Source organism: Kribbella sp. NPDC051952, assembly GCF_040680855.1.
In the GTDB taxonomy this organism is placed as follows: domain Bacteria; phylum Actinomycetota; class Actinomycetes; order Propionibacteriales; family Kribbellaceae; genus Kribbella.
Map to the genome: position 1 here is coordinate 182,750 of NZ_JBFAXQ010000017.1, position 6,811 is coordinate 189,560.

Below are 6,811 nucleotides of genomic sequence, written 5' to 3' on the forward strand. Positions count from 1 at the left end.
TGCAAGGACGTCTCCCGTGCCGACCGACCTCAACCAGCAACTGATCGCCGCCGCCTGGAAGAACGACGTCGCCGAAGCCGGCCGGCTCATCACCGCCGGCGCGGACGTCAATGCGGTCGACGACACCGTGCAGAGCGCATTCCTGATCGCCGCGAGTGAGGGGTACGTCGAACTCCTCGACCTCACCCTGCAGCACGGCGCCGACATCCGCAGCCTCGACAGCTACCGCGGTACAGCGCTCATCCGCGCGGCTGAACGGGGTCACGCCGCTGTGGTCGGGCGGCTGCTCCAGGCCGGCGTGACGGTCGATCACGTCAACCGGCTGGGCTGGACCGCACTGCACGAAGCTGTCCTGCTCGGAAAGGGCACACCGCAGTACGTCGACACTGTGCGGCTCCTGATCGCCGCCGGGGCCGACCGGAACAAGCCGGCCGAACAGGACGGCACTATGCCGGTCCAGGGCGCTACGAAGCTCGGGCAGACCGAGGTGGCTGCTGTGCTTGCCACCAAGCGCCCTGACTCCCCTGTGGCCGCATTGCTCGGGGCAACCAACGCGAACGAGGCTGCCGCCGCACTGGCCGCCGGTGCGCCACTGGAGTCCCGCGATGACAACCGCCGTACCGCACTGCTGCTGGCGTCCCTCAACGACCGGGTTGAGGTGGCACGGCTGCTGGTTGGGCTGGGCGCCGACCCCGACGCGCAGGACGACCGTCAGGACTCGGCTTGGCTCGTCACCGGCGTCACAGGCAGCGTTGCGATGCTCGAGACCCTGCTGCCGGCCAAGCCGGACCTGACCCTCCGCAACCGCTACGGCGGCGTCTCCGTCATCCCGGCCAGCGAACGCGGTCACGTCGACTACGTCCGCCGCGTCGTCCAGACCGGCATCAACGTCAACCACGTCAACAACCTCGGCTGGACCGCCCTCCTCGAGGCCGTCATCCTCGGCAAAGGCACCCAGCCCTGGCAGGACATCGTCACGATCCTCATCGCCGCCGGCGCGGACGTGAACCTCGCCGACGCCGACGGAGTCACGCCCTTGCAGCACGCCAAGTCCCACGGCTACGACGACATCGCCAACGTTTTGCGGTCGGCAGGAGCGCATTAGGCCCAGATAGCCGCCGACGACCCGTCGTCGAGGACCTCCGGCGGATCCGGATACGACAGGGCGCGTCCATCGGCGTACCGCTTCGCCGTCCACGCCACCGCCACCGCATCCAGTACGTCGTCGACGCCCGCTTCCCTGCCCGCGGGCCCGATGTCGCCCGAGATCCCCATCCCCACCGACTCGAGCAGCCGCCGCCGCTCCTCGCCGCCCGCCCAGGTCGACTTCGAATACATCAACGGCCGCCCGGCCATCGTCGCGAAGCTCACCTCGGGATGCACCTCGATCACCGGACAAGGCGCTGTCCACCGGTCGACATCCAGGATCTTCTGCGCCAGGGCGAAGGACTGGCGATTGAGCTTGTTCCCGGTCGCCTCCAGGTTCAGCGCCGAGGCCGCCGCATAGTCGGCGGCCTCGACCGCTCGCCGGGCCGGCACCGGGAACACCGACGACGACCGCCGCCCCACCACCTTGCGCGCCAGCTTCTCCGCCTGCCGAATCCCCACCAACGGCAAGCCGATCGGGATATCGATCCCCACGACCGCAAGCTCGCCATCCATCGAAGCCCGCTCGACCAGCTCCCCGATCGTGCGGCCGAAGTACGCCCGCAAGTCCCCCGCGACCCCGATCCACCCCTTCCTGCAGGCGTCCACTCCCAGCACCCGAGCGTTGTCCACGCCAGCAACGTAGCGTGACACGATTGAGGTGTGTGGGTTCAGGGTGGCGCCGGTGATGCGGCTGTTGAGTTGGCGGTCGGGCACGCGCTGGTCCGGCGGGTGTCGGCCGGTGAAGTGACGGAGGCTCTGCGGGTCTACCGGCCGTCCGAGCCGGTGGTGGTGTTCGGGCGGCGGGACACGCGGCTGCCTGGGTTCGGAGCCGCAGTCGCGGCCGCTCGGGCCGCTGGGTTCGAGCCGTTGGTGCGGGCTGTCGGTGGACGTCCGGTCGCCTACACAAGCCAGGCGCTGGTGGTCGACCACGTCAAGCGGGAGCCGCTGGCACCGGACGGGATGCAGACCCGGTTCACCTACTACGGGTCGCTGTACGCCGACGTGCTGAAGACACTCGGGATCGACGCGCGGGTGGGACCTGTGCCTGGTGAGTACTGTCCGGGCGCCCAGAGCATCAACGCGCGTGGCGTGGTGAAACTCGTCGGCACCGGGCAACGCGTCGTACCCAACGGCTGGCTGTTCAGCGCACTGGTGGTCACCGGCGACGACGAGCGACTCCGCCCGCTCCTGACCGACGTCTACCGGCATCTGGAGCTCCCCTTCGACCCGGTGTCCGTCGGCTCGCTCTCGACGGAGGTGCCGGACCTGACTGTGGACAGCGTCGAGCGCCACCTCCTCGACGCGTACGGCGCGACCACTCCGCAGCCCCTGGACGACGCAACCCTCGACCTGGCGAAGTCACTCGCCGCCGACCACCGCGTCAGCGAATAAGACAGCGGGACGGCAGGTCGAACCACCTGAGGTGGTCGAACTCCGTGTTGACCTGCCCTTCGGTTTCGACGCTGGACCCCTGACAGGTGGCGACCAGCTCGCGTGCCTCGGCCAGGTAGTCCTGGAGAGCGGACTCGGGGGCAGTGTGGTCGTGGCGTGGATACCTGAGCTTGCCGTCGGCGTCGTACCCGACCTGGGACAGGCGCATCGGTGGCTCAACCGGGCCGCGGTGATGGCGCCACAGACCGGTCGCGGGGTCGAAGCGGTAGTCGCCCAGCAGGCGCCACCCGTCGCGGGCGACCAGCTTGACGGCTTCTACGACGTACGCGAAGACGGCCTCGGAGATGAAGTAGTTGAAGTTCACCCGGACCCAGCCGGGCTTGATGCCTTCGCAGCCGTGCAGGACCTCCTCGGCGAACTCGTGTGAGCGCTGCAGGTCGATGCCGAGCAGCGTGTGCCCGTACGGCCCCGCGCACGAGCAGCCGCCCCGGGACTGGATGCCGAAGAGGTCGTTCAGCAGCGCGACGACGAAGTTGTGATGCAGGTACCGACCGGAGGGCGCCTTGACCACGAACGACACGATCGACAGCCGCTCGGCATCCAGATTGCCGAGGATCTGCAGGCTCGGCTCGTCCTTCCACGCCTCGACGGCACGGCGCAGGTACGCGTCCTCGTGCGCGCGGATCACGTCGATCCCGACCGCCTGCTTGAGCTGGAACGCCAGCCCGGCCCGGATCGACCCGATGATCGCCGGCGTGCCGCCCTCCTCCCGGTGCACCGGATCGTCCAGGTAGCGGTGCTCCAGCGGATTCACGTACGCGACTGTCCCGCCGCCGGGCACGTCAGGGACCCGGTTGCGGAGCAGCTCGCGTCGGGCGACCAGAACGCCGGGAGTCCCCGGACCGCCGATCAGCTTGTGTGGACTGAGGAAGATCGCGTCCTTGTATTCCAGCGGGCCGTCGCCGTACATCTGGATGTCCACGTACGGCGCGGCCGCAGCACAGTCCCAGAACGACAGAGCGCCGTACCGATGCAGCAGGGCGGAGACCCGCTGCGTGTTGCTGACGATGCCGGTGACGTTGCTGGCGGCGGAGAACGAGCCGATCTTGAGCGGGCGATCGGCGTACTCGATCAGGCGCTGCTCGAGCTGCGGGATGTCGATGTGGCCGTCCTGGTCCTGGCTGATCAGGACCACGTCCGCGATCGACTCGCGCCACGGGAGCTCGTTGGAGTGGTGCTCGTACGGCCCGATGAACACGACCGGGCGCTGGTCCGGCGGGATCTGGTCGGTCAGGTGGTACTTGTCGTCCAGCTCGGCCGGGATGCGCAGACCGAGGATGCCGATCAGCTTGTCGATCGCACCGGTCGCACCGGACCCGCAGAAGATCAGTGCGGTTTGGTCGTCGCCACCCACGCTCTGGTGGATGATCTTGCGAGCGTCCTCACGCAGGCGAGTGGTCTGCAGGCCGGTCCCGCTGGACTCGGTGTGGGTGTTCGCGTACCGCGGCAGGACCTCCTCGCGGATGAAGTCCTCCAGGAAGGTCAGGGCGCGTCCCGACGCTGTGTAGTCGGCGTACGTGACCCGACGCGGACCGTACGGCCCCGGCATCACCTGATCGTCCCCGATCACCGACGCGCGAATCCGCCGCAGTAGCGGCGTATCCGGCGGCATGTCCGCCTGGATGTTCATGCCTCAGCGTACGGCGTTCGAGTGATCTACGTCGCGTGTCGTCGTCACGTCCTGTGGATAAGGTCGGTCCCAGTCGAGGCAAGGAGTTGGGATGACGTTCTCCGGCGAGCTGTGGGACCACGGTGGGGCCAAGGTGTACGACGAGATCGTGCGGCACCCGTTCATCACCGGTCTGACCGACGGGACCCTCGACCGAGACGCATTCCGCTACTTCATCGTCCAGGACAGCCACTACCTGCGTGCGTACTCGCGAGCGCTCACTCTGGTCGCAGGACGGGCGCCGGACGAGGACGCGGTCAGTATGTTCGCCCTGCACGCCGCCAACGCCATAGCGGTCGAGCGCTCACTCCACACGTCGCTGCTGGAGTCACTAGGACTGACGCCCGCCGATGTCGACGCAGCCGGGTCCGGACCGACGACTACGGCGTACATGTCCTATCTGACCGCTGTGTGCGCGACGGGCACGTACGCCGAGGCTGTGGCCGCCGTACTGCCCTGTTACTGGATCTACCGCGATGTCGGGCGCGAGCTGCTGAAGCGGTCCTCGCCGGAGCCGGTGTACCAGGAGTGGATGGCGACGTACGGGTCCGACGAGTTCGACGCGGTGGTGGAGTCCGTCCTGGCGGTCACGGACGGACTGGACGTGAGCGCGTCGGAGCGTCAACGTTGTCATCAGCACTTCGCTACCACATGCCGCTACGAATGGATGTTCTGGGACGCCGCGTACAACCAGCTCGATTGGCCGGTGTGATTGATGGACTTCTATGACGTCGTGATCGTCGGAGGCGGGCACAACGGGCTCGTCGCCGCCACCTATCTGGCCCAGTCCGGGCTGTCGACGCTCGTACTGGAGCAACAGCCCCACACTGGCGGCGCAGCGGTCAGCCAGCAGGTGTTCCCGGGTGTCGACGCGCGCCTGTCCCGCTACTCGTACCTGGTCAGCCTGCTCCCCGACAAGATCGTCGCCGACCTGGGCCTGTCACTGCAGCTCCGCTCGCGCGCAGTCGCGTCGTACACCCCCGTACGCCGTTCTGGACGCGACGTCGGCCTGATGGTCGAGCGCCCCGAGGGTGCGGCGACACGGGCTGCCTTCAAGGCCCTGACAGGCAGTGACTCCGACTACGAGTCCTGGACGTCGTTCTACGGCGCCGTCAGCTCATTGGCCAGTGTTGTGGCCCCCACCCTCCTAGAGCCCCTGCAGCCCGCCGCCGCCCTTCAGTCCCAAGTCGATTCCCCGCTGTGGGACGAACTGATCGAACGGCCCCTCGGCGAGACGATCGAACGGCGGTTCGCCGACGACACCGTCCGCGGCGTGGTTGCGACGGACGCGGTGATCGGGACGTTCGCCGGGCTGCACGACGAGTCGCTGATCCAGAACCGGTGCTTCCTCTACCACCTCATCGGCAACGGCACTGGTGAGTGGCGGGTGCCTGTGGGTGGCATGGGAGCCGTCACCGACGCGCTGGCTTATGCAGCACGCCGGGCGGGCGCCGTACTGGTCACGAACGCCTCGGTGACCTCGGTGCAGGCCGATGGCGTGCGTGGGTCCGTCACGTGGCTCGGTGGCGACGGAGAGCGGTCCGTCGACTGCTCGTACGTCCTCTCGAACGTCGCACCGGCCACACTGGCGACTTTGCGTGGTCAAGACGCCGGTGTGCGTCCTGAGGGCTCGCAGTTGAAGATCAACCTCCTGCTGCGCCGGCTGCCCGCGTTGAGGACCGGTGACGATCCCACCCGTGCCTTCGCCGGCACCTTCCACATCGACGAGGACTACAGCCAGCTCGAGTCGGCGTACCAGGCCGCGGCCTCCGGCGCCCTGCCTCCGACGCCGCCGTCGGAGGTGTACTGCCATTCCCTCACCGACGCGTCGATCCTGTCACCGGAATTGATTGCCTCCGGCCACCACACGCTGACCGTCTTCGGGGTCCACTTCCCGGCCCGTTTGTTTGCCTCTGACAACGATTCGACCCGTGAGCTCGCGACGCAGCGCGTGCTGGCCGGACTGGATTCCTACCTGGCCGAACCGCTGGAGGATTGCATCGCCCGCGACGCCGACGGGAACCTGTGCATCGAGGCCAAAACGCCGTACGACATCGAGGAATCCGTCGGCATGCCAGGCGGTCACATCTTCCACGGCGACCTGCAGTGGCCCTGGGCCACCGACCCCGCCGACACCGGCCGCTGGGGTACCGAAACCGACGTCGCCAACCTCCTGATCTGCGGCTCCGGAGCCCGCCGGGGCGGCGCCGTCTCCGGCCTCGGCGGCCACAACGCCGCCATGACCATCCTCACCCGCTAACCGATTTCGCATCTCCCCCGCCGCCCTGCTACGATCCTCTTCGTTCGAAAGCACCAAGCGCGCCGCTAGCTCAATTGGCAGAGCAGCTGACTCTTAATCAGCGGGTTCGGGGTTCGAGTCCCTGGCGGCGCACAACAGTCCAGGTCACCAAGGTGGCCTGGGCTTCTTCATGTCTGCAGGTCACCTCTTACTCACCTCTTTTGCCTTAGCAACAGCTCGGCGCGGCCGCACTGACGGTCGACCAGACCTTCATGTGATCGTGACTATGCGTCACATCACAT

6 protein-coding genes and 1 tRNA gene are annotated in these 6,811 nt (G+C 67.8%); 5 read left to right on the forward strand and 2 right to left on the reverse strand.

The features are described 5' to 3' along the window. Window positions 1-16: 16 nt before the first annotated feature. Complete coding sequence (locus AB0L70_RS28660; protein WP_363689495.1) at window positions 17-1,105, forward strand: ankyrin repeat domain-containing protein; 1,089 nt, start codon at window positions 17-19, stop codon at window positions 1,103-1,105. Here the strand turns inward: AB0L70_RS28660 and AB0L70_RS28665 are convergent. Beyond that, window positions 1,102-1,779, reverse strand: a complete 678-nt coding sequence (locus AB0L70_RS28665) for a DUF429 domain-containing protein (RefSeq protein ID WP_363689497.1) — start codon at window positions 1,777-1,779, stop codon at window positions 1,102-1,104. The genes AB0L70_RS28660 and AB0L70_RS28665 overlap by 4 nt on opposite strands. A gap of 30 nt (window positions 1,780-1,809) precedes the next feature. Here AB0L70_RS28665 and AB0L70_RS28670 point away from each other — a divergent pair, with 30 nt between their 5' ends. Further along, window positions 1,810-2,541, forward strand: coding sequence for a lipoate--protein ligase (locus AB0L70_RS28670; protein ID WP_363689499.1), 732 nt, complete (start codon window positions 1,810-1,812; stop codon window positions 2,539-2,541). Here AB0L70_RS28670 and AB0L70_RS28675 read toward each other — a convergent pair. Then, complete coding sequence (locus tag AB0L70_RS28675; protein ID WP_363689501.1) at window positions 2,531-4,231, reverse strand: aminotransferase class V-fold PLP-dependent enzyme; 1,701 nt, start codon at window positions 4,229-4,231, stop codon at window positions 2,531-2,533. The genes AB0L70_RS28670 and AB0L70_RS28675 overlap by 11 nt on opposite strands. Window positions 4,232-4,322: 91 nt before the next feature. Here AB0L70_RS28675 and tenA point away from each other — a divergent pair, with 91 nt between their 5' ends. From tenA to AB0L70_RS28690, 3 genes are all read left to right on the forward strand, one after another. After that, window positions 4,323-4,982: a thiaminase II gene (tenA, locus tag AB0L70_RS28680; protein ID WP_363689503.1), complete on the forward strand. Its 660-nt coding sequence runs from the start codon at window positions 4,323-4,325 to the stop codon at window positions 4,980-4,982. 3 nt (window positions 4,983-4,985) lie between these two features. Beyond that, window positions 4,986-6,530, forward strand: coding sequence for an NAD(P)/FAD-dependent oxidoreductase (locus AB0L70_RS28685; RefSeq protein WP_363689505.1), 1,545 nt, complete (start codon window positions 4,986-4,988; stop codon window positions 6,528-6,530). A 59-nt stretch (window positions 6,531-6,589) separates the two neighbouring features. Next, window positions 6,590-6,662, forward strand: a tRNA-Lys gene (locus tag AB0L70_RS28690). The last annotated feature ends 149 nt before the right edge of the window (window positions 6,663-6,811 follow it).